General features: G+C 40.3%; 21 protein-coding genes and 1 pseudogene. 10 read left to right on the forward strand and 12 right to left on the reverse strand.

All coding sequences use genetic code 11. The annotated features are described in order from the left end of the window. Window positions 1-4 precede the first annotated feature (4 nt). The 7 genes and pseudogenes from DNJ75_RS08270 (at window position 5) to DNJ75_RS15725 (ending at window position 4,823) form a co-directional block, all read left to right on the forward strand. The gene (locus tag DNJ75_RS08270; protein WP_117002983.1) at window positions 5-301 is read left to right on the forward strand and encodes an acetolactate synthase small subunit; all 297 of its coding nucleotides are present in this window, start codon (window positions 5-7) and stop codon (window positions 299-301) included. A 185-nt stretch (window positions 302-486) separates the two neighbouring features. Beyond that, window positions 487-1,377: pseudogene (thrC, locus tag DNJ75_RS15785) on the forward strand (threonine synthase); the annotation flags it as partial. A 198-nt stretch (window positions 1,378-1,575) separates the two neighbouring features. After that, window positions 1,576-2,112 (forward strand): alpha-isopropylmalate synthase regulatory domain-containing protein, encoded by a 537-nt coding sequence (locus DNJ75_RS15790; RefSeq protein ID WP_308420252.1) that lies wholly within the window; start codon window positions 1,576-1,578, stop codon window positions 2,110-2,112. Window positions 2,113-2,133: 21 nt separating this feature from the next. Then, on the forward strand, window positions 2,134-3,816 hold the full coding sequence (gene ilvD, locus DNJ75_RS08280) for a dihydroxy-acid dehydratase (RefSeq protein ID WP_117002985.1): 1,683 nt from the start codon (window positions 2,134-2,136) through the stop codon (window positions 3,814-3,816). 92 nt (window positions 3,817-3,908) lie between these two features. Continuing rightward, on the forward strand, window positions 3,909-4,103 hold the full coding sequence (locus tag DNJ75_RS08285) for a hypothetical protein (protein ID WP_117002986.1): 195 nt from the start codon (window positions 3,909-3,911) through the stop codon (window positions 4,101-4,103). An 11-nt stretch (window positions 4,104-4,114) separates the two neighbouring features. Then, the gene (locus DNJ75_RS08290) at window positions 4,115-4,438 is read left to right on the forward strand and encodes a type II toxin-antitoxin system HigB family toxin (protein WP_117002987.1); all 324 of its coding nucleotides are present in this window, start codon (window positions 4,115-4,117) and stop codon (window positions 4,436-4,438) included. Next, window positions 4,422-4,823: a helix-turn-helix domain-containing protein gene (locus DNJ75_RS15725; protein WP_150468945.1), complete on the forward strand. Its 402-nt coding sequence runs from the start codon at window positions 4,422-4,424 to the stop codon at window positions 4,821-4,823. Before DNJ75_RS08290 ends, DNJ75_RS15725 begins: the two co-directional genes overlap by 17 nt. Before the next feature lie 354 nt (window positions 4,824-5,177). Here the strand turns inward: DNJ75_RS15725 and DNJ75_RS08300 are convergent, their stop codons facing one another. The 11 genes from DNJ75_RS08300 to DNJ75_RS08355 form a co-directional block, all read right to left on the reverse strand. Further along, window positions 5,178-6,584, reverse strand: coding sequence for a leucyl aminopeptidase (locus tag DNJ75_RS08300; protein WP_117002989.1), 1,407 nt, complete (start codon window positions 6,582-6,584; stop codon window positions 5,178-5,180). 85 nt (window positions 6,585-6,669) lie between these two features. Then, window positions 6,670-7,191, reverse strand: a complete 522-nt coding sequence (locus tag DNJ75_RS08305) for an outer membrane beta-barrel protein (protein ID WP_117002990.1) — start codon at window positions 7,189-7,191, stop codon at window positions 6,670-6,672. A gap of 18 nt (window positions 7,192-7,209) precedes the next feature. After that, complete coding sequence (gnd, locus tag DNJ75_RS08310) at window positions 7,210-8,670, reverse strand: decarboxylating NADP(+)-dependent phosphogluconate dehydrogenase (protein WP_206609102.1); 1,461 nt, start codon at window positions 8,668-8,670, stop codon at window positions 7,210-7,212. A gap of 143 nt (window positions 8,671-8,813) precedes the next feature. Beyond that, entirely contained in the window at window positions 8,814-10,025 is a 1,212-nt protein-coding gene (tilS, locus tag DNJ75_RS08315) for a tRNA lysidine(34) synthetase TilS (RefSeq protein WP_117002992.1), read from the reverse strand. A gap of 8 nt (window positions 10,026-10,033) precedes the next feature. Then, entirely contained in the window at window positions 10,034-11,275 is a 1,242-nt protein-coding gene (serA, locus tag DNJ75_RS08320) for a phosphoglycerate dehydrogenase (RefSeq protein WP_117002993.1), read from the reverse strand. Next, window positions 11,275-12,108, reverse strand: coding sequence for a thymidylate synthase (locus DNJ75_RS08325; RefSeq protein WP_117002994.1), 834 nt, complete (start codon window positions 12,106-12,108; stop codon window positions 11,275-11,277). The genes serA and DNJ75_RS08325 overlap by 1 nt, the downstream gene beginning before the upstream one ends. Further along, on the reverse strand, window positions 12,092-12,910 hold the full coding sequence (gene lgt, locus DNJ75_RS08330; protein ID WP_117003013.1) for a prolipoprotein diacylglyceryl transferase: 819 nt from the start codon (window positions 12,908-12,910) through the stop codon (window positions 12,092-12,094). Before lgt ends, DNJ75_RS08325 begins: the two co-directional genes overlap by 17 nt. Window positions 12,911-13,077: 167 nt before the next feature. Beyond that, on the reverse strand, window positions 13,078-15,312 hold the full coding sequence (clpA, locus tag DNJ75_RS08335; protein WP_117002995.1) for an ATP-dependent Clp protease ATP-binding subunit ClpA: 2,235 nt from the start codon (window positions 15,310-15,312) through the stop codon (window positions 13,078-13,080). Window positions 15,313-15,437: 125 nt separating this feature from the next. Further along, window positions 15,438-15,761: an ATP-dependent Clp protease adaptor ClpS gene (locus tag DNJ75_RS08340; protein ID WP_117002996.1), complete on the reverse strand. Its 324-nt coding sequence runs from the start codon at window positions 15,759-15,761 to the stop codon at window positions 15,438-15,440. 296 nt (window positions 15,762-16,057) lie between these two features. Then, the gene (hemF, locus tag DNJ75_RS08350) at window positions 16,058-16,978 is read right to left on the reverse strand and encodes an oxygen-dependent coproporphyrinogen oxidase (RefSeq protein ID WP_117002998.1); all 921 of its coding nucleotides are present in this window, start codon (window positions 16,976-16,978) and stop codon (window positions 16,058-16,060) included. Continuing rightward, window positions 16,972-17,613, reverse strand: a complete 642-nt coding sequence (locus DNJ75_RS08355) for an alpha/beta hydrolase (RefSeq protein ID WP_117002999.1) — start codon at window positions 17,611-17,613, stop codon at window positions 16,972-16,974. Before DNJ75_RS08355 ends, hemF begins: the two co-directional genes overlap by 7 nt. A 237-nt stretch (window positions 17,614-17,850) precedes the next feature. Between DNJ75_RS08355 and DNJ75_RS08360 the strand changes: the two genes are divergently transcribed. The 3 genes from DNJ75_RS08360 (at window position 17,851) to coq7 (ending at window position 20,700) form a co-directional block, all read left to right on the forward strand. Next, complete coding sequence (locus DNJ75_RS08360; protein WP_117003000.1) at window positions 17,851-19,041, forward strand: thioester reductase domain-containing protein; 1,191 nt, start codon at window positions 17,851-17,853, stop codon at window positions 19,039-19,041. Window positions 19,042-19,092: 51 nt separating this feature from the next. Continuing rightward, the gene (locus DNJ75_RS08365; protein ID WP_117003001.1) at window positions 19,093-19,971 is read left to right on the forward strand and encodes a LysR family transcriptional regulator; all 879 of its coding nucleotides are present in this window, start codon (window positions 19,093-19,095) and stop codon (window positions 19,969-19,971) included. A 90-nt stretch (window positions 19,972-20,061) separates the two neighbouring features. Then, a complete protein-coding gene (gene coq7 / locus DNJ75_RS08370; protein WP_117003014.1) occupies window positions 20,062-20,700 on the forward strand; it encodes a 2-polyprenyl-3-methyl-6-methoxy-1,4-benzoquinone monooxygenase in 639 nt (212 codons plus the stop codon). A 29-nt stretch (window positions 20,701-20,729) separates the two neighbouring features. Here the strand turns inward: coq7 and DNJ75_RS08375 are convergent, their stop codons facing one another. After that, the gene (locus DNJ75_RS08375) at window positions 20,730-22,424 is read right to left on the reverse strand and encodes a long-chain-fatty-acid--CoA ligase (RefSeq protein WP_117003002.1); all 1,695 of its coding nucleotides are present in this window, start codon (window positions 22,422-22,424) and stop codon (window positions 20,730-20,732) included. Window positions 22,425-22,742 lie beyond the last annotated feature (318 nt).

Raw genomic sequence — 22,742 nt, forward strand, 5'->3', positions numbered from 1 at the left:
GATCATGCAACAGAAAATTTACTTTATCTCAATGACGACAGAAAATGCTTTATCCGTTTTACAGCGCATTTCATCGATCTTTTCACGCCATAGAATCAATATCGAGCAGATGAATGTTTTTGAAACTGCCAATAAAGGGGTTTCGCATTTTAGTTTGGTTCTGCATTCTAACGATGAAAAAATCCAAAAAGTCGTAAGACAACTTGCCAAAGTGATTGAAGTGATCGATATTCAGATTTCAAATAGCATGCCAATTACTACCGAAGAAGCTACAAACAAAGAATCACTGAAAGTCGCCTAAAGGAAATGTTCATGTATCAACTGCTAGATTTTAACACCAAAGATGTGGTGACAACTGATGATTTTGTTTTTGCTGGTGAGACCTCACCGTGGGAAGTGCAAATGGATATTGAGCACATTCGACGGAAGATTAATTTAGATTATTTTGTTTCTGCCGCACCTTGTCTTTCCAAGTACTTACCCTTGATGCCGATTCAAGAACCCGCTAATTTTGTGTCATTACGTGAAAGTGCAACACCGCTTGTCAAAAGCAAAGTATTGGGCAAGGAGTTGGGGATTGATTTATACTTCAAAGTTGAGGGTAAAAACCCAACAGGTTCGTTTAAAGATCGTGGCTCTGCGGTGGATATTAGCATTGCCAAAGAGTTAGGTGCCAAAGGAGTAATCTTAGCCTCAACAGGTAATATGGCGGCGTCATGCTCATGCTATGCAGCAGCGGCTAAAATGCCCTGCTTTATCGTCGTGCCTGAAGGGGTGTCGATGTCGAAGCTTGCGCAAGTCATCTCATTTGGTGGCAAAATCATTCAGGTCAAAGGTAGCTATAACGATGCAGCGAATCTTGCCTATAAAATTGCTAAATCACGCAAATTTTTCCTGGCGGGAGACTATGCTTTTCGGGTTGAAGGGCAGAAAACCGGTGCCTTTGAAGTGATTGATCAGCTATTGTTTCAAGTGCCCGATGAAGTGATTATCCCGGTGGGTTGTGGTACGAATATTACGGCTTATGCCAAGGGCTTTGCTGAGTATAAAGACTTGGGACTTATTCATAAGATACCACGTTTAGTTGGTGTGCAATCAACCGGTGCTTGCTCTTTGGTAAATGCGTTTGATAAAAAAGCGAAACACCTTGAACCATTAGAGCGTGCTGATACGATTGCCACAGCGATTGCGGTACCTTTCCCAATTGATGGTGACAAAGCGATTGATGCGATTTATCAAACCGGCGGTGAAGCGTCAGCGGTCAGTGATACTGATATGCTAAAAGCACAATATTATCTATCCACACAAGAGGGATTATTTGTCGAAAGTGCGTCAGCGGCAACGGTTGCACATTTGTTTAAGAAGAAAGAGCAAGGACTTATTAAACCAGGGCAACGCGTTGTTTGTGTGTTATCAGGTGAAGGCTTAAAAGATCCGTCAGTAGTACTAAAATCAGCGATTCAACCACCGATTATTTATCCAAATGAAAAAGATTTTGACAAACTGTATGACAGTAATTTCTTTGATAATAAAACGATGGTATTTGTTGAAAAAGATCAAGTGCTGTTTAGGGACATGCCAAATCCTACTCAAACCAAAGAGGCGTTAGAGAATTTATTTGGTGCTAATTATAATGATGATTTGATTGCCAAGGTGCAAAGTTGCATTGAGCGCTTTTTAGCAAAAGGGCGTGCAATCCATATTTCAGATTTACAAGACATCGTGCAAGATGCGATGGAGATGGTCGATATTACACGTAGTGATATTTTAAAAGTTGTGTCATTTAAGGTAACCACAGGGCAAGATAAAATTGCTGAGGCTGAAGTCACGGTTGAGCTTAATGGTCAGCTTTATTATGCCTCAAATAAAGGCGTGGGTCCCGTTGATGCCATTATCCAAGCTTTATGCAAGGCGTGCCCTAGTGAGATTCAATATCAATTAACTGATTATAAGGTACAGATTCGTGGACAAGGCGCTGATGCGGTAGTGTATGTTGAAATGAAGTTAATCAAAGGTAGCCAAAACTCGGTTGGCAAAGCAGTTTCACCTGATATTATTCAGGCATCTGTTGAAGCATTTATTGATGCGTACAATATTGCGCATCCAGTATAAAAACAAAGGAATATAATCATAATGACCAATCAAAAATTAAATCGTTATAGCCAAATATTAACCCAAGATAAAACTCAAGGTGCCTCTCAAGCGATGCTTTATGGTACCGGAATGCATGAAGCAGATATGAAAAAAGCGCAAGTTGGTATTGCCAGTGTTTGGTATGAGGGTAATACCTGTAATATGCATTTAAACCAACTAGCGCAATATGTAAAACACAGTGTCACCAAAGCTGATCTTGTTGGTATGCGCTTTAATACCATTGGTGTCAGTGACGGCATTTCAATGGGTACGGATGGTATGAGTTACTCGTTGCAATCGCGTGATTTAATCGCTGACTCTATTGAAACGGTGATGTCTGCACACTGGTATGATGGTTTAGTCGCTATTCCAGGTTGCGATAAGAATATGCCTGGATGCATGATGGCATTAGGAAGGCTCAATCGACCTGGTTTTGTAATCTATGGTGGTACGATTCAGGCCGGTGTCGTGCGCGGTAAACCGGTGGATATTGTCACAGCTTTCCAAAGCTATGGTGCGTGTCTAGCAGGCAGTATTAGTGAAGAAGAGCGCGTTGAGACGATTAAAAAAGCATGTCCTGGCGCTGGTGCTTGTGGTGGTATGTATACCGCAAATACCATGGCATGCGCGATTGAAGCAATGGGGATGAGTTTACCATTTAGTTCATCAACGCCTGCAACTGATGTGAAGAAGATTCAAGAATGTGACAAAGCCGGTAGTGTTATTGAAAATTTATTGGCATTGGATATTAAACCGCGCGATATCATGACCAAACACGCCTTTGAAAATGCGATGGTGGTGATTACCGCCATGGGTGGCTCAACCAATGCAGTGCTGCATTTAATTGCTATTGCACACTCGGTAGGTGTTAAATTAACCTTGGCAGATTTCCAACGTATCAGCGATAAAGTCCCATTATTAGCGGACTTTAAACCAAGTGGGAAGTACGTTATGGCAGATTTACATGCGATTGGTGGCACACCTGCTGTGATGAAAATGTTATTAAAAGAAGGATTATTGCATGGCGATTGCATGACCGTAACAGGAAAAACATTGGCTGAAAATCTAGCGGAAGTTAAAGAACTACCAAAAGATAATGATATTATTCGCCCATTGACTAACCCTTTAAAAGCAACAGGGCATTTGCAAATGCTCTTTGGTAATATCGCGACTGAAGGTTCAGTTGCTAAGATTACTGGCAAAGAGGGTGAGATCTTTACAGGCGTTGCCAACGTATTTGATGCTGAGGAAGAATTAGTAACAGCTGTTGAAGAAGGTCGCGTTAAAAAGGGTGATGTCATTGTGATTCGCTATGAGGGTCCAAAGGGAGGTCCTGGTATGCCAGAGATGTTAAAGCCAACCTCATTAATTATGGGCGCGGGGCTTGGACAAGATGTGGCGCTTATTACCGATGGTCGTTTTTCAGGTGGCTCACATGGTTTTATCGTTGGTCATATTGCGCCTGAAGCGCAAGTAGGTGGTAATCTTGCTTTGATTCAAAATGGCGACAAAATCACGATTGATGCAGTGAATAATCGCATTGATGTTGACCTAACGGATGATGAGCTTAACGCACGTCGCGCCAATTGGCGAGCCCCTGAGCTTAAAGCCAAACAAGGTGCTTTGAAGAAGTATATTAAAACAGTTTCTTCTGCCTCTGAAGGTTGTGTCACTGATTTGTGATATGTGGAAATGACAAAAAGTCATAAAATCATCTGGTGTTTTTGATGACAATTTGTCATAATTAAGCAAGGTTTACAACAAGGGGTGAAAAAATGCTAAAAAAAGGCAAGATAAATCCGGTAGCAAAGAGCCTTGCTAAGCTTAATTATAATGCAGGGTTTCATGAAAAAACGCATAAAGCAAAACGAATTAAAGAAAAGCAAAAACTATTGAAATCATTATCACGTAGCTTTGATAGCTATTTAATGAGTTTGTTTTCTGAAGCAAATTCATTAGATAGCTATTAAGTAAGTTAACGATGATTGTTATCAACAAAGAGCTTATTGTAAAGTTTTGTAAGAAGCATGCACGTGCTAAGAAAAGTTTTGATCCGCTTCTTAAAATCTTAGAAACTAATGACTTCAGTGGGTTTAGACACCTGACTGAAACATTTAAAACAGCAGATTATGTTTACCATGTTTTTACCATTTTTGACGTAGCAGGACATAATTATCGCATGGTAACGATTGTTGATTATGATTTTGCGGTGATTGATGTGCGCCATATATGGACGCATGAAGAGTATAACAAAAAGCAAAGCATACTCAAAAAAGAGGCAAAGAAGCATGCTAACGATAAATGATATTAGTAAATCTTGGGTTTTATTAATGCCATATTTAGAGGCATACAAAACAAAGAAACAATATGAGGCATCAAAGCAATTATTGCGCGAACTCATGAGCTTACCAACTGGTGAGAGAACAGTCGAGATCCAATCTTTTGCCAAAACATTAGCTAAGCAAGTCGCTTATTATGAACAGAAGCATTTAGCTGCAGATAATAGTGCTGATCCTAAAGATATCCTAGCCTACTTGATAAAAGCAAATGGCTTAACTCAGAAAGATTTGCCTGAGATTGGTTCACAGTCACTGGTGTCTAAGATTCTAAATGGTGAAAGAGAATTAACACTCGAGCATATCAAAGCGTTATCCAAGCGTTTTAATGTTTCCATTAATACATGGTTTTAAGACCTTTTTAGTAGAGTTTTCCATTTTTATAGGGGGGAGATAAGTATCTAAATAATAGTTTTTGGTAATAATGGATATTCGGGTCGAACCCGAATATGACGATTTGTGGTCATTCTCGGACTTGATCCGAGAATCCAAAAAATACCTGATAATATTTGCATATGCGCTTAAATGGCGCTCCCGTACCCTGAGCGCAGTCGAAGGGTGTTTCCCTAAGAAAGGCTTCGATTACGCTCAGCCAACAGTTGCAATGATGGTTTCGACTAGGCTCAGCCAACAATCACATAGTGATGGCTTCGACTAAGCTCAGCCAACGGTTAAACAATGAAAGTGAGCGCTGATATGGATATTATCTTATTTTGTTTGGTTGATTATGTATTGAGTCAACATCGGTACAGGGCGTCCAGTGGCAGTGGCTTTTTCAAAGCCTTTCATTGCAGATCCCGCAACATCTAGATGTGCCCAAGTGTATTTTTCAGTGAATTTTGATAAAAATAATGCAGCGGTAATACTCCCCGCCGCAGGACCACCGATATTGTAAACATCAGCAATCTCACTTTTTAACTGTTCATGATAAGCCTGGTGTAAAGGCATATGCCATGCGTGATCATGACTTTCTTCAGCGGCAAGCTTGATATCATTAACTAAGGCGTCGTTATTGCCAAATAGCCCTGTAATGTCGCCACCAAGAGAGATGACCATGGCACCCGTTAAAGTCGCAATATCAATCACAACCTTAGGATCATAACGCTCTATATAAGTTAGCGTATCACACAATGCCAAACGACCCTCGGCATCGGTATTACCGATCTCAACCGTAATGCCTTTCATGCTGGTCAAGACATCACCTGGGCGATAAGAATCACCATCAATAGAGTTTTCAACCAAGGCAACAGCACCAATGATATTAATTGGTAGCTTAAGCTCAACGATTGCCTTCATTGTGCCAAAGACAGCTGCAGCGCCACCCATATCCATCTTCATGCTACCCATGCTTTGCCATGGTTTTAAGCATAAACCACCCGTGTCATAGACTAAACCTTTACCAACTAACACGATTGGTTTGTCATCTTTGTTACTACTAGCACGGTATTCCATGCAAGCAATATAGCTTGGCATGCTAGAACCACGTCCTACAGCCGTGATGCAACCCATGCCAAGTTTATGCATTTCATCTTCGCCAATATAATGTAATGTGCCATGCTCGCTACTATCCATTAGCTTTTTAGCTTCATTTAATAAATAGTCAGTTGTGCAGATATTTGCGGGGAAGTTTTTTAGATCCTTGGCATAGTTTTGCCCGTGCGCCACGGCTTGTGCGATGTGAATTTCATTGGCTACTTCGCTAGCTGATTGGGTAACGATATCAACTTGTGTTAGTTTGAAGGTTTCTTTCTCAGACTTTAATTGATCAAAGATATAAGCAGCATTGATGAGTGCTTCAACAAATGTGCGGATATGATTATCACCAATCAATTTAGTGTCTACAGCAAAACGATCAATGTTGAATGATTTTAACTGTTTGTATAGAGCGCCAACAGCTTTTCTTAGCGCGTTGGTATTTAATTTGTCCTTTTCACCTAAGCCAACGGCAAGATAGTTTTTGCCATTATCTACGCTAAAATAGGTATTTGCGACTTTGGCTTTAAAAAGTCCTTGCGTCAGTGCAGTTTGAATGGTGGTGATTGTGCTGTTGTCGTTATCAAAAACAAATACGATTTCATTCTGTAATGGGCTTTGTGTCAGTGCATTAATTTGCATAATATCCCTCATGATTTTAGATTACAAATTCAGAGGTTGCAGTGTCGCATAGATACAAAGCGATTTGCAAGTTGCTATCAGCAGATTAGAACTCGTAACTAACACCAAAGGTATACGCATCAGCAAAAGGTTGCTCACCGCGGTTATATAAAAAGTAGCGACTACTTTGGAAAAAGATATTAAAGCCTAAGATCTGATAGCCCATGCCAATGGCAACAGCTGGACGCCATAGTGTATTAGGAAATACATTTTCATCAACGCCTGAGATGCGGTTATAAGCATAACCTGCTTTGGCGGTAAGGTTTAAACCCAGTGGTAGGCTAAGATTCGCCGTCGCATAAAACGGAATCGTCATTAAATCACCGGTTTGATTATTAAGCTTAACCGTGCTGTTGAGGTAGTTTAGCTCTGTTTCAACGCCAAGTTTTAATAGCGGGAAAACAGAAAACTGATAACCCACAAGAAAACCTGTGGTGATATTGTTATCGGCATTTAACTCACTTGATGAGTGACTAACGCCACCTTGGGCACCGACATAAAGTCCAGCATAAGCTGAGCTTGCAGCAATCATGCTAGCTAGTGTGAGAGATGATAATATTTTTTTCATAAACTTAAATCCTTGTTATTAGATACTGTAACCCGTGGAGGATACGTTACTATTTGAACCAATCCAATCGGTGTGGAAAAACTCACCGCGTGCTTTATCCAAACGTTCATAGGTGTGAGCGCCAAAGTAGTCACGTTGTGCTTGAAGTAGATTTGCCGGTAAGCGTCCAGTGGTGAAACCGTCAAAGAAGCTTAGGCTTGAAGTCAATGCAGGCATAGCAACACCAGCTTCAATGCCCTTGGCAACAATGCGTCGAACGCTTGGTAGTGCTTTACTGATAATCTCTTTAAAATAATCATCAAACAGTAAGTTTTGCAGTTGGGCATTATTGTCAAATGCCGTTTTGATCTTATCTAAAAATACGCTGCGGATAATGCAACCTTCGCGCCACATCAGCGCAATATCACCATAATTCAAATCCCAGTGATAATGCTTAGATGCTTCTTGCATGAGCATATAGCCTTGGGCATAAGAGATGATTTTGGCAAATAAAAGCGACTGTTGTAAATCATGCAATAACTCATCGGAAACGCTAAGTTTTTCATATGATTTTTTGCCATAGATGGCTTCAGCTTCAACACGAATATCTTTTTGTGCAGAGATGCAGCGCGCGAACACGCTCTCAGCAATCAATGTTAACGGGATACCTAAATCAAGTGCGTTAATTCCTGTCCATTTGCCTGTGCCTTTTTGACCGGCGGTATCTAGTATGCGATCAATAACATAGCCTTCGGCATCTTTGAATTTCAGAATATTGGCAGTAATTTCAATTAGATAACTATCTAATTCGGTTTTATTCCATCGCTCAAAGATTTCACTTAATTGTCCATTGTCTAAACCTAACAGATCTTTCATAAACTGATAGGCTTCACAAATAAGCTGCATATCACCATATTCGATACCATTGTGAACCATTTTAACAAAGTGACCAGCGCCACCGTTACCGACCCACTCGCAGCATGCTTCACCAGTGGGTGTTTTAGCAGCAATCGCTTGGAAAATAGGTTTGACTGCATTCCATGCTTCAGGCATGCCACCAGGCATCATTGACGGTCCGAAGCGCGCGCCTTCCTCGCCACCTGAAACTCCAGTGCCAATAAAGTATATGCCTTTCGCTTTAAGCGCATGCGTGCGACGTTCGCTATCGGTAAAATTGGAGTTACCACCATCGATGATAATATCCCCTTTATCTAAATGTGGTACTAAAGCATCGATAAACTGATCGACAACGTCACCGGCTTTGACCATTAGCATGATTTTGCGTGGGACTTTTAATTTGGAAACCATATCTTCAATCGAGTAGGCACCAATAATGTTGGTTCCTTTGGCATTGCCATTCAAAAACTCATCGACTTTGCTCGTGGTACGGTTGTAAGCAACGACATGAAAGCCATGATCATTCATATTTAAAATTAGATTTTGCCCCATTACCGCAAGACCAATAACGGCAATATCTCCCTTTTGTTGCATCGCTTGCATCAAAACGCTCCTAAACTCATTTTGCATTTTGTGAGCATTTTAAAACTTTAGACAGGCAAGATAAAGGCTTTTATTGGGGGTGAAAAAAGCTAACAGGATTGAAGTAAAAGAAGTTTTTTGAATTGACGTATGTGCTAACCTTTTTAGTGACATACAAAAAAAGGATATACCGCGATAATGTGATCAGGTTCTGTCGTTAAGGTAATAATTTGTGCGTGAGAACGATCTTGGGCAGAAATACCTTGCTCTTGGAAAATCACTTTTAAGCTTTGGCTTTTATGGCGATAAAGAGGGCGGCAACGATCTCCTGCTTGACGCGGACGAATCATTAAATTATCTAATGAAAATATTGTTTGTTGCTGTTCATTAAGCCATTGCACTATATCCACGTCAGTAGTGGTTACTAATGTTGGTGATGTATTGGTTTTAATAAGTAAGTAACCGTTAACAATAGATAAATGACTTTCAGCTAATGTATAGTGCCAATTGCTTTGCATATTCTGTGCACCAGTATGAATTTGTAATAACTGCGCGTGCGATGGGTAAAGGTTGTGTTCTGTTAGCCACATCTTTAATAGCTGCTTTTGCTGTAGTGATGAATAGGTTGTAAATTGTATTAGATCAAGATGATTATCCGTCGTGATCTTTGCTAAATGTGGGGCTAATAGCTCATGTATTAAACGATCAGCTTCAGAGCATAATTCAGCGCTGCGCGCTAGTGTGGCATCAGCTTGCGGCAGAATCTCACGTAGTTTTGGCATGATATTGTGGCGAAGGGCGTTGCGCCTGAAGTCAGTGGATTGATTGCTTTCATCTTCAATCCAGGTCAGCTGATGGTGTTGACAATATGCAATAAGTTCGCTTTTGTTAAGATCTAAAAAAGGGCGAAGAAGCAAACCATTAGCAAAAGGTTTTTCTTTGGCGATGGCAGCAAGCCCTTTTACGCCATTACCGCGCAATGCTTGCAATAAAAAAGTCTCTGCTTGATCTTCGATATGATGGGCGGTAAGTAATAAACTATGAGGAGTTTGTTGCATCACAGATTCAAAAAATGCATAGCGTTCAGTGCGTGCCCAGTGCTCAATATTATTGCGTTTGGTGGGTGGTGAAAGTCGATGCGCAGTAAATTGAATGCTTAATTGAGCTGCTTCTATTTGACAAACCTCAAGCCAGTGATCAGCGTTTTTGCTTAAGCCATGATGAATATGAATGGCATGAATATTGATATTACGCTTTAGCTGTGTCACCAAATGCAACAAGGCAGTTGAGTCAACGCCACCACTATAAGCAACATAAAGATGTTGAATCTGGTATTGTTTTACAACCTTGTGGATCAGTTCAAGTGCTTGGTGCATGGGTTAAGTTAGAATAAAACGCGTGAGCGAATTGTGCCATCGATGGCTTTGAGCTTTTGTAGTAAGGCGCGTGAGGTTTCTTCGCTACTATTGATATCAATAACAACATAACCAATATTGGCAAGGGTTCGCAAAAATTGACCCTCGACGTTGATGTTATGATCAAAGAAAACACGGTTAATCGCACGCATCATTCCAGGTTTATTCTCATGGATATGCAAAATACGATGAACATTATCTTGTGTCGGTAGTGATAACTCAGGGAAGTTTACTGCTGAAATGGTTGAGCCATTGTCACTATATTTTATGAGTTTATCCGCAACTTCAACGGCAATATTTTGTTGTGCCTCTAATGTGCTGCCACCAATGTGTGGTGTTAAGAATACATTATCAAGTCCGATAAGCTCACTTTCAAAAATTTCGCCATTACTTGATGGCTCTTTTGGGAACACATCAATTGCCGCACCTTTTAGATGTTTGGTTTTGATCGCTTGTGCTAAAGCATGAATATCAACCACGCTCCCGCGTGAAGCATTGATCAACACACTACCTTTTTTCATAAGCTTGAGCTCTTTGGCAGTAATCATGTTTTTAGTGGCTGGGGTATCAGGTACGTGTAGCGTCACAATATCAGCTTCATCAAGAAGAGTTGCTAGATTAACGGACGCGGTGGCATTACCTAATGGCAATTTGTTTTCAATATCGTGGAAAATAACCCTTAAACCTAAGCTTTCAGCAAGGACGCTAACTTGTGAGCCAATGTGACCATAGCCAATAATACCTAATGTTTTGCCACGCACCTCATGTGCGCCACTAGCTGATTTAATCCAATTTTGGCGATGCATCTGCATGTTTTTATCAATAACATTGCGATAAAGTAAGATCATCTGACCAATGACAAGCTCAGCCACGCTACGCGTATTGGAAAAAGGCGCATTAAAAACAGGGATACCAAGACTTTGTGCCGTTGTTAAATTCACCTGATTGGTGCCAATGCAAAAGCAACCAATCGCAATCAAATGCGGACAGGCTTTAAGGACAGCTTCAGTAAGTTGAGTACGTGAACGCACACCAACGATTTTAACACTTTGTAAAGCCTCAATAAGGGCATCATCATCCAAGGCATGCGTTAGTGAGGTGATATTGCTATAACCTGCTTGGACAAAGGCGTTATGCGCTTGGGCATGCACGCCCTCAAGTAATAAAACTTTAATTGCACTGCGATCAAGAGAAGTGGTTTGTTCATTCATTAGACAGCTACCTGTGCTTTAATGGCTGGGTGATATTGATAATTAACGATTTCAAAGTCATTGAATTGATAATCAAAAACTGTTGGTGCCTTACGTTTGATCTGTAACGTTGGCAATGGCAGTGGTGTGCGTGTTAGCTGCTCATTAATCTGTTCGTGATGATTGCTATAAATATGACAATCACCTCCTGACCAGATAAAATCACCGACCTCAAGGTCACACTCTTTGGCGACTATATGCGTTAACAGTGCATAAGAAGCAATGTTAAACGGCACGCCTAAAAAGGCATCGGCTGAGCGTTGAGTGAGCATGCACGACAACTTGCCATCAGCAACATAAAACTGAAAAAGCGTGTGACAAGGGGGTAATGCCGCTTTGCCCATCCTGACATTATCCTGTGGCGAGATCGACTCATCAGGCAATACACTGGGATTCCAACTATTAACGATAATTCGTCTTGAATCAGGGCGTGTTTTAATTAAGTTGACGGCTTTTTCGATTTGATCAATCACTTGACCGTCAGGTGTCTGCCAACTGCGCCATTGTTTGCCATAAATAGGACCAAGATCACCATCTTCAAGTGCCCAGTCATTCCAGATGCGCACGCCATTTTCGGCAAGATAATTATTATTGGTGTCCCCCTTTAAGAACCATAGTAATTCGTGAATGACACTTTTAATATGAATTTTCTTGGTTGTAACTAATGGGAAGCCTTCGCTTAAATCAAAACGCATTTGATAGCCAAAAACGCTTTGTGTGCCTGTGCCTGTGCGATCGGTCTTAGTGACACCATGCTCCTTGATGTGGCGCAAGAAATTAAGATACTGCTGCATTATTATCCTTTACCTTATCTTGTGTTTTTTGGGTAGTGATATATAACAAAATAATTAAGCCAACGACGATCATCGGAGTTGAAAGTAATTGCCCCATAGTCATCCAGTTAAAGAGCATATAACCCATTTGTGGGTCTGGCTGGCGGAAAAACTCAGCGATAAATCTAAATAAGCCGTACCATAATAAGAAGTTGGCAGAAACAAATAAGCGTGGACGTTGTTTTCTGGAAATAAACCATAAGATTAAGAATAAGACAACGCCTTCAAGGGCAAACTCTAGCAGTTGCGAAGGGTAGCGTGGCAGTGGTCCACCATTAGGAAACACTATGCCAATTGATGAGTCGGTCACACGCCCCCATAACTCACCATTGATAAAATTACCTAAGCGTCCGGCACCTAAACCAATCGGCACCATCGGTGCGATAAAGTCTAAGATATCAAAAACATTGCATTTATATTTCCGGCAAAATAATGAAATAGCAAGGATCACACCGATTAAGCCACCATGAAAAGCCATGCCGCCATCCCAGACTTTGAAGATAATCCAAGGCGCATGAATAAAGTTACTAAAATCATAAAACAGCATATAGCCGATACGCCCGCCAAGAATCACACCAAGGGCGGCGTAAAAAATCATATCAGAGACTTGAGCTTTGGTAATTGGGCTATAAGGTTTCTTGCAGCGAAGGCTTGATAAAAACCAAGCGCCTGCAAAGCCAACTAAATACATGATGCCATACCAGTGCACTTTTATCGGACCAAGTGATAAAGCAACCGGATCAATGTTTGGATAAATAAGCATTTGTCTTATTGATAGATCAAAAGTATAGGCATTATATACCGCTGACAAACCATTTTATAGTATTTCTGCCATTGAATTTATGAGCTTAGTGAACGGTTTAAGCCATGGTGACATGGCTTAAATTTTGATTGCTCGATTACGAAAAAATATGACTTATTTGGAGGTGGTTAACTGTATTTAAACACCAACTTATCGTTTTTGACAGTTAGCTCAGCACGACCACCATTGGAAAGCTTACCAAAAAGGATTTCTTCAGCGAGTGGTTTTTTGATGGATTCCTGGATTAAGCGCGCCATTGGGCGTGCGCCCATTTTCTCATCATAACCATGCTCTGCTAACCAGTCTTTGGCTTTGTCATCAACCTCAAGAGAGACGCCGCGTTGATCAAGTTGTCCTTGCAGTTGTGCCAAGAATTTATCAACGACGGATTTAACATCTTCTTTAGATAGTGAAGCAAACTGAATAACAGCGTCTAAGCGGTTTCTAAACTCAGGGGTAAAGACACGCTTAAGCGCATCCATGCTATCAGGTGCACTATCTTGTTTAGCAAAACCGATTGAATTTTTTTGTGATTCAAAAGCGCCAGCATTGGTTGTCATAATCAAAATGATGTTTCTAAAGTCAGCCTTGCGCCCGTTGTTATCTGTTAATGTCCCGTGATCCATAACCTGTAGTAACAAGTTATAAATATCAGGATGCGCCTTTTCAATCTCATCTAGGAGAACAACGGCATAAGGATGTTTAGTTACGGCTTCAGTTAACAAACCACCTTCTTCATAGCCGACATAACCAGGAGGCGAGCCGATTAAGCGCGATACGGTATGCCTTTCCATATATTCAGACATATCAAAGCGCAAAAGCTCAACACCGAGCAAGTTAGCAAGTTGTTGTGTTACTTCTGTTTTACCAACACCCGTGGGACCTGCAAACAAGAATGATCCCCAAGGTTTATTAGGGTCTCTTAATCCGGCTCTTGCTAATTTAATCGTATCAACCATGGCTTCAATCGCTTCATCTTGTCCATAGACCAGCATTTTAAGATCTTTACCAAGATTTGCCATCGAGCTTTTATCTGAGGCAGAAACCGTTTTGGCAGGGATTCGAGCCAGACGTGCAACCATATTTTCAACATCGGTGACATTGATGAGTTTCTTTTTCTTAGCGTTGCCACTTGTGCGTTGATAAGCGCCAAGCTCATCAATAACATCGATTGCTTTATCAGGTAAAAAGCGCTCAGTAATATACTTAGCGGAGAGCTCAGCGGCAGCTTGTAATGCTGGCAAGGTATATTTGATATTGTGGTGATCCTCGAAATAAGGCTTTAAGCCTTTTAAAATTTCAAATGTTTGATCAATCGTTGGTTCTTCGACATCAACTTTTTGGAAGCGTCGTGCTAGTGCATGATCTTTCTCAAAAATTGTGCGATATTCTTGGTAAGTAGTAGACCCTACACATTTTAAATCACCGGAAGCAAGCGCGGGTTTAATTAAATTTGAGGCATCCATGACACCTCCGGATGCAGCACCCGCGCCGACAATCGTGTGGATTTCATCGATAAATAAAATCGCACCTTCTTCTTCTTGAAGTTGCTTTAAAACTTCTTTAAAGCGCTTCTCAAAATCGCCACGATATTTAGTGCCCGCAAGTAATGTGCCCATATCAAGCGAGTAGATAACGCCATTTGCTAATACATCAGGCACTTGCTTATCAACGATTTTCTTAGCCAAGCCTTCGGCAATAGCTGTTTTGCCAACGCCTGCTTCACCGACAAGTAAAGGGTTATTTTTACGACGACGACATAGCACTTGAGTGACGCGTTCAATTTCATAATCACGCCCAATTAAACGGTCAATTTTACCATCTTTAGCACGCTGATTAAGATTAACCGCGTATAACTCAAGTGGCGTTTTTTCTTTTTGTTCTTCAGTTGGTGCATTGGAAATGGTTTGCTGAGTGCTTTGGTTGGTATTGTTATTATTGGAAACACCATGTGAAAGGTAATTTACCACATCTAAGCGTGTAACATTTTGCTGTTTGAGAAAGCTTACTGCTTGACTATCTTGTTCACTAAAAATAGCAACCAATACATTCGAGCCTTGCACTTCACCGCGCCCTGAAGACTGTACATGAAATACCGCGCGCTGCAAAACACGCTGAAAGCCAAGCGTTGGCTGAGTATCTTTACCATCTTCGGTGATTTTTGGCGTGGATTGATCGATAAATGTATTTAAAACATTTTTAAGCTCAGGAAGGTTAGCTCCACACGCTTTTAATACTTTCTTTGCATCAGCATTATCGACCAACGCACTTAATAAGTGCTCAACAGTTAAATATTCATGTTTTAGGTCTCTTGCATGCTGAAATGCTTGATTTAATGTTTGTTCTAGTTCCTTACTTAGCATACGACACCTGCAATAGTTTTATAATCCTTACGTTTTATAATAGACGAATTGCAGGCACAAAAAAACTCGAAACTACTAAATCGAGTTTTATTTTAAGAAAAAATTAGTCAGGACGAATAAATGCGTTATGCCTTACTCGTGATAAGCATGAGTGGATGCCCAGCTTTTTGTGCAATTTCCATTGCTTTGCAAGCCATTGTTTCAGCTAAGTCCTTAGCGTATTTGCCACAAAGTGCTTTACCTTTGTAGTGGGCTTCCATTGTGACTTTCTCAGCCTTTTGAGCATGGAGTTTAAAAATATTTTGCATTAGTTCAAGAACAAATTCCATGGGTGTAAAATCATCATTGAGAACATAGACGTTGCGCATCAGCGCACCACTTTGCTCAGTCATTGGCTGTTGAAAGGCGGTTTTTGTATGTTGAGTTAGTTCAATATCAAGATCTAACATGGTTAACTCCTTATGTTCAACAAAATCACCTGATTTGCATGTTGATGGATGGGTTAAATTTATCTTTATTCAATTGTTTCTTTAATTTGTTTGCTATGCAATCAAGTGGGCTCTCGGATCAAAACGCAAAAAGAACTGATCGCGTTTTAACCGCTGGCAGTATTACAGCAAAAAGTTTTTGAAAATGCAAGTGAATCTCTGGTTAATGTGCAACCAATTTTTATGGCTGCCTGTAAAAGCTTATCTTTTTGTGGTTTTGATGTTTAACTATGAGTACTTCACTATGCTGCAATGTGTCATTTACTGGCTAACCAGTCGCGAACCGGTAGAAAATCAATATAGAGTTTTTCCTCTTGAGATCCAGCCTCCGGGTGATAGTTATAAACCCATTTAACTAAAGGCGGTAAAGACATCAAAATGGATTCAGTGCGTCCTGAGGACTGCAAACCAAAATGGGTACCGCGATCAATCACAAGATTAAATTCAACATAGCGTCCACGGCGATAAAGCTGAAATTCGCGTTCACGCTCACCATAGACAGTATCTTTGCGCTTATCCAAAATCGGTGCATAGGCTTTGATATAGTGATTCCCCACAGATTGGGTGAATAGGAAGCACGTTTCAAAATCCCAATCATTCAAATAATCAAAGAATAACCCGCCAATGCCGCGGCACTCCTGCCTATGTGGCAAATAGAAATACTCATCACATTGTTTTTTGTATTTGGCATAGGTGTTATCGCCAAAATCTTTACAAGACTTATATGCCATGGTATGCCAGTGGATGCAGTCTTCTTCAAAGCCGTAAAAAGGGGTTAAGTCAAAACCGCCACCAAACCACCAAAAGGGTGTTTGACCTTCTTTTTCAGCAATAAATAAACGTACATTCATGTGTGAGGTTGGCGCGTAAGGATTTTGTGGATGAATAACTAATGACACACCCATTGCTTGAAAGGAAAATCCTGTCAATTCAGGCTTCATTGCTAAAATGGCTTTGGGTAGTTCATTCCCCTCAATATGTGAGAAGTTTACCCCACCTTTTTCAATGACATTGCCATTTTCTAATACGCGTGTACGCCCGCCACCTTGACCATTTTGATATTGCCAATTGTCTTCTTGAAAACGCTTGCCATCAATTTTTTCTAGTTTGGCGCAAATATCATCTTGTAATGCCAATAGATAGTTTTTTACGCGTGTAATATCGTTTGTTGTTACCATGATTTGATCTCACTTTGATAATGTTGTTCAAGATGCTTTCTCAATCTCACCAGTTGCCCATGAAAAAAGTGTCCAACGTGATTTAATCGAATAAATGTCGCGTCCACTGTGGTTTTTTGGATAAAAAACTCACTAACTGCAGTGTAACTTACCACTTCATCATCAATGCCTTGGATAAGACACCACGGCATTTTAGGCTCAGGCTGTTGCTCTAGTGGGAAGTTTACAACCGCAGGTGCAATGGTTAATAAAGAGTTAATGCTATTCTCATAATGCGCTGCTGCTTTATAGGCAATTGAGCCGCCAAAAGAAAAGCCAGCAAGGATGATTTGTTGATTGGGTTTTCTCTCAAGGATATTATTAATCACGGATAATGTGTCTTTAAGCTCACCGATGCCATCAGCATACTCACCTTGACTTTGCCCAACACCACGGTAGTTAAAACGTACAGCTTCAATGCCAAGGTTATTAAATGCTTTGGCAATGGTGGTGATGACTTTGTTATTCATCGTGCCCTGAAACAAAGGATGTGGGTGGCAAATAACTGTAGTTATTGTAGGGTGAAGATTCTCTTTAGGTGTATCAATGACTGTTTCAATAACGCCCGACTCACCCTGAATAAAGAATTGTTGCATATTGAGTATAATATTTGAAAATAACTATATTGCGTTTGATTTTAACAAAGCAGGTATGCCCATCACAAACCATTTTACAGAATTTCTTGCTTTGCACTGAGTTGTCATATTAGGGCTTGACCCGAATATCCATTATTACCAAGGAACTATTGTTTAGGTACTTAAAGCATGCACCACTGGCAACAGCGCGTGTTTACTTCTACAATATGGTTTATATCTGATTGACATGGAGTTTCAATGTCCACTGAAATAAGACTAAACAGTAATCTGTTAATGGCATTAAGTGATATCGAGCGCTATATTCCTCCTATGAGTATAAGCACACAAATGTTGCCAAAAGAATATGCTCAAGTTCTTGTTACCGGTGCCAATGGTTACCTTGGTGTGCACTTAATTGATGAGTTGATGAGGCATACCAAGGCAGTGATTCATTGTGCGATTCGTGGTGATTCATACTTAGATGCTAAAGCAAAGCTTGATGCTAATCTTAAACGCTATGGATTTGATGCGCATATCGATCATCCACTGCTTAAGATTGTTATCGTTAATCTCGCTGAAACCAAGATTGGCCTAAGTGATAATGATTGGGCGTCGCTAAGTACGAATCTTGATGCGATTTATCACAATGGTGCGTATGTTCACCATTTACAAAGCTATGAACGTATGGCGCCAACCAATGTCGGCAGCACGGCTGAGATTATTAAGTTAGCTTGCCATACTAAGCCAAAGCGCATTCACTTTATTTCAACAAAATATGCAGCAATTAATTGTGTTTCAAGCATTGCACGTGAAGGTATGCCACCAATTGCACCCATTCACCCTGATATAAGTTTCGGCTATACCGTCACTAAATGGGCAGCGGAATGGTTGCTGTGGAAAGCGCAAGAACATGGTATTGCTGTTGATATTTATCGCTTAGGGCAAATTACAGGGCAGTCAACCACCGCAAAAAGTAATTATGAAAAGAATAATTTAACGCGCTTTATTCTAGGCTGTATTGAGATGGGGGTGGCACCTGATCTACACTCGCAACATGAGATGATTCCGGTGGATCAAGTGGCACAAAGTATTATTGCTTTATCACAACTGCCGTATACACAAGCCAATGGTTGGAATATTGTTAATAACGTACAAATAACCTATGCGGATATCTTTAAGGTTATTAATGATTTGGGTCATTCGGTTGAAGTTATCGCCTTAGATCAATGGCGCAGTAAGCTAAGAGAAATTGCTAACAGCAATCCGCTTTTTCCATTGATCGATTATTATGACAATGAGGAAACAATCCCTTTTATTACCACAGAAAATAGCAAAACAATGAGCGCTTTAAAGCGCTTGGGTGTTAATATTACCGAGGATTATCATGCGCTATTTGCAAGGTATTTAGATTATTGGCAGTCATTAGAGTTCTCGAGTTTAAAGCATTAACTTGTTACTGTAAAAAGATTTAGATAGATAAAATGAACTAAAGGTAGTTATATGTTCCAAGGCGATTTTTCATTAGTACAGTTAGCGTCATTTTTGGCAGTCGCTAAACACATGAGCTTTACTAAGGCAGCTGACGCTTTGGGGATTACAAAATCTGCGATTAGTCAAAATATTAAACAGTTAGAGTTATTAGCTAAGGCAGATTTGCTGATACGCACAACACGTAAGGTTGAACTCACTCGAGAAGGACATAAGCTATTAATGCAATGTCAGCGCTTGGAAAGTGAATGGTTTGGCATTGGGCAATTGATTAATAGCTTTGATGAGCATCCAGAAGGCGTGCTGTGTATTAGTAGTAATTATTATTTCGTTGAGGAAAGTTTGGCACCCATTATCAAACGTTATTTACAGTTATATCCAAGTATGGAAGTTAAACTGATTGTTGAAGAGCGTATGCCTGAGTTATATCAGGAAAACATCGATATTGTGTTTGGTGTTAACTGGACGCCACCGGATGATGTGGTTGCTTATCGCTTAAATAGTACTGACTATGTTTTGTGTGCCTCATCTGAATATTTAGAGCGTAAAGGGTTACCTAAAAATATCTCGCAATTAGGATCACATGACTTTATAGCGCACAGTGGGCGCGATGCGGTCATATTAGGTGATTCACAATTAAACGCACAGTGTCAGTCGCGCTTAAGTGTTAATAGTATTAGTTGTATGAAACGTTTTGCCATAGATGGATTAGGTATTATCCAAGCGCATCGTTATATGCTCGTCGATGAGTTAAAAAGTGGCTCTTTAGTTGAGATTAAAATAGCGGATTTTACGTCACCTCAGGTCAATATCAATATGTACTATCAAAAACAGCAATATGTTCAGCCAAAGATTAAAACCTTTGTTGAGCTGGTTAAGGAAATGATTTAGCTAAAATATGCCGCCAGACTTTAAAATGCTTTGTGATGGGTATAACATGCAGGGCATGGATTTTTCAATAAATAAAGAGTAACCATGTCAATGCGTAGTCATTCATTTTTAGACCAATGTTTAGGTGAGCTTCAACACTTTGTAAAGTCTGTTGTTTTGCCTGCAAAAAATCCAATGTCAGTGACGCCCGCTCATGATATGAATGAGCCAGAACTTGACGCGACTGAGTCAAAACATGTGGCAGGACTCATGCGTGTTGATCACACTGGTGAGATCTGTGCGCAGGCGCTCTACCGAGGGCAGGCATTTGTCGCGAAAGAGCATGAAACACGTGCGCATTTACATCATGCGGCAGAGGAAGAATATAATCATTTGTCGTGGTGCGAAACGCGCTTAAATGATTTGGATGCGAAAAAGAGTTTACTTAATCCTTTATGGTATGTCGGCTCCTTTTCTATCGGTGCTGTCGCCGGACTGATTAGTGACAAAGTAAGCTATGGTTTTGTGATTGAAACTGAAAAACAGGTGATGCGCCATTTAGAAGCACATTTAAATGAATTACCTGCTCAGGATGAGAAATCACGTGTGATTTTGATGCAAATGTATAAAGATGAACAGTCACATGCCGATGAAGCAACCCTTGCCGGCGGTGTTGAATTTCCACTGTGGGCGAAGTTAATTATGAAAGCCCAGTCAAAGGTTATGACCACCTTGGCGTATCGTATTTAGAGCAGAGGATACGCCAAAGTACTAAACGATCAATGATGCTCTTTAGGATTTAAAATATATTTCTCTTTAAGTTCTTGTTTTAATACTTTACCTACGGGATTCTTAGGTAGTTCATCCAAGAACATAATGTCTTTTGGTGTTTTGTAATGCGCGAGACGCGTATAACAGAACTCGGTGATTTCTTTGGCAGTAACTGATTGGTTATCCTCAAGTACCACAAAGGCAAACGGTTTCTCACCACTTGAGTGCGATGGCGCGCCGACAACAGCAACATCTTTAACTGCGGGGATTTGTAAAATAGTATTTTCAATTTCTTTTGGAAAGACGTTAAAGCCAGAAACGATGAGCATATTTTTGGAGCGTCCTGAAATCGTTAAGCGACCCATATCATCCAAGAATCCAATGTCTCCAGTTTTAAGCCAGCCATCACCAGTAAAGTGCTCTTTGGTCACTTTGTCTAAGTGCCAAAAACCTGGAGATTGTTGCGGACCTTTGACCCAAATTTCACCATTTTCATTGGCAGGTAGATCATTGCCTTGATCATCACGAATCGAGACATCCGTACTAGGTAGAGGATAACCTACGGTGCCATTAAATACATCATCATCAAAACGATTAATAGTAACTGCAGGTGACATCTCAGATAGACCATATGCCTCGTGGATTGTCACCCCTGTTACTGCTTTCCAGTCATCCGCAATGCGTTTAACCGTCGACATGCCGCCACTTAATGTATATTTGAAGTGTGGGAAAGTTGATTGGCGGAAGGTGTCATTGTGTAAAAGGGCAGCATATAAAGTGTTAATACTGTTAAAAATAGTAAATGGCGTTTTTTGCATGGTTTTAACTAATGACTTAATATCACGTGGATTAGGGATAAGTATATGTTTAGAACCAGCAAGGTAGAAGGTGAAAAAATTAGCGGTCAGTGCAAAGATGTGATAGAGCGGCAGTGCGCCAATAAGTATTTGTTTATCCAGTTCGACTTGATTACCAATCCAAAGCCATACTTGTTGAATGTTAGCAACAATATTACGATGTAATAATATGGTGCCTTTAGGCTTGCCGGTGGTGCCACTAGAGTATTGTAAACATGCCATATCATCACATGAAATTTTAACACTTGCTTCATCAAAACTACGGTGGTAGTGGAGAGCCGTGCTTAATTTATGAAACTGAGATTGATCGTGTTTGCTTTTCATGCCCTTAAGATAGGTTGCAACAAAATGAATAATCTGTTTTTTAGGGAAATCGTATAAGTCGACAAGATCTGTTGCGATCATGTGTCTAACCTGCGGCAAATCTTTCTTAGCCTCTTGTACTAAGTGGGCAAATGTGCTTAATACAAAAATACCGGTAGCACCTGAGTCCTCCATGATTTCTTTGATTTCATGTGCGGTGTATAGTGGATTGATGTTAACAAAACTTGCGCCTATTTTTAGAATGCTGATAAGAACAATTGGAAATTGTAATAGGTTTGGTAGCATAATTGCGATTTTATCACCTTGCTTAAAACCGAGCTCATAATGCAGGAATGCCGCGACTTTATTGCTGTAATGATCAACTTGTTGATAGGTGATATCATGGTCATGGCAGGAAAGTGCCACGTTATTTGGAAATTTTAATGCCGCTTGCTTTAGCATTGAGGTTAATGTTTCAGTTGAAACTGGAATTTCGCTAGGGACGTCATTTGGGTAGTGTTTAATCCATGGTTTTTCTGACATAGTGTCTTCTCTCCGTTTTTATCAAAAGTCAAAAAAGCTAAATAAGTAAATATACCAAAAATAAGCTTAACCACATTCTAGACGTCTATCTTGCATGTTGTAAATAAATTCACTGCGAATTGCATTAATTATGTTGCTTTGCAATATTATTTGCATGATTTAGGGAATATTTTGGTTGCTGTCGCTTAATTTTTTACAAAATCGCTGTTATATTGCTAAATAATGAAGAAGGACTAACTGATTTAAGGAAGGCTTTGCTGCATTAGGAGAAGCATCATTATTGAGGGTGTTTGCGGCAAAGAGTAGTTAGGGTTGACC

The sequence above is a fragment of the Cysteiniphilum litorale genome, from assembly GCF_003428165.1.
Lineage (GTDB): Bacteria > Pseudomonadota > Gammaproteobacteria > Francisellales > Francisellaceae > Caedibacter > Caedibacter litoralis.